Origin of the sequence: Achromobacter sp. 413638 (assembly GCF_043119405.1) — a bacterium.
Taxonomy (GTDB): Bacteria; Pseudomonadota; Gammaproteobacteria; order Burkholderiales; family Burkholderiaceae_B; genus Achromobacter.
The window spans coordinates 1-420 of the sequence record NZ_JBICCO010000186.1; the positions used below are offsets into that span (position 1 = coordinate 1).

Sequence of the window (420 nt, forward strand, 5' to 3'; positions counted from 1 at the left end):
CGCTCGGCAGCAGGCAGGCTGACCAGTTCCGCAGCCACCGGCACCAGTTGCTCGGGGATCTCTGGGACACGACCAGCGGCGCATCACAGATGCAGCCAGGAGGCAAAAGCGGATTCGGAAACTCTCGATGGACCGAGACCTCCGGAGGGGCGGAAACTCGTCCCATCAACGTCGCTTTTCTCCCCCGAATCCATGCATGAAATTAGGCATGGATTCGGGGATGGTAAGCGACGTTCACGGGCCGGGTTTCGGCCCCACCTTTTGCTGTCATGGCGCCGGTCTGCATCGCGCCATTGATCGTGTAGCCAGGGCCGGCGCCAAAGCCGGAACTGCCACTTGGGTACAGCATTGTGAATTGCGAATTCCCTGATGGCTTGTGTTCGTGATCTTCCAGGCTCGGAGCCTGCCGACTACCGGCCA

Annotated in this window: 1 pseudogene; it reads right to left on the reverse strand. The window is 61.0% G+C overall.

Annotation, left to right across the window (positions count from 1 at the left end):
- Positions 1 to 202: 202 nt before the first annotated feature.
- Positions 203 to 420 (reverse strand): annotated as a pseudogene (locus ACEU5R_RS31995) (hypothetical protein); the annotation flags it as partial.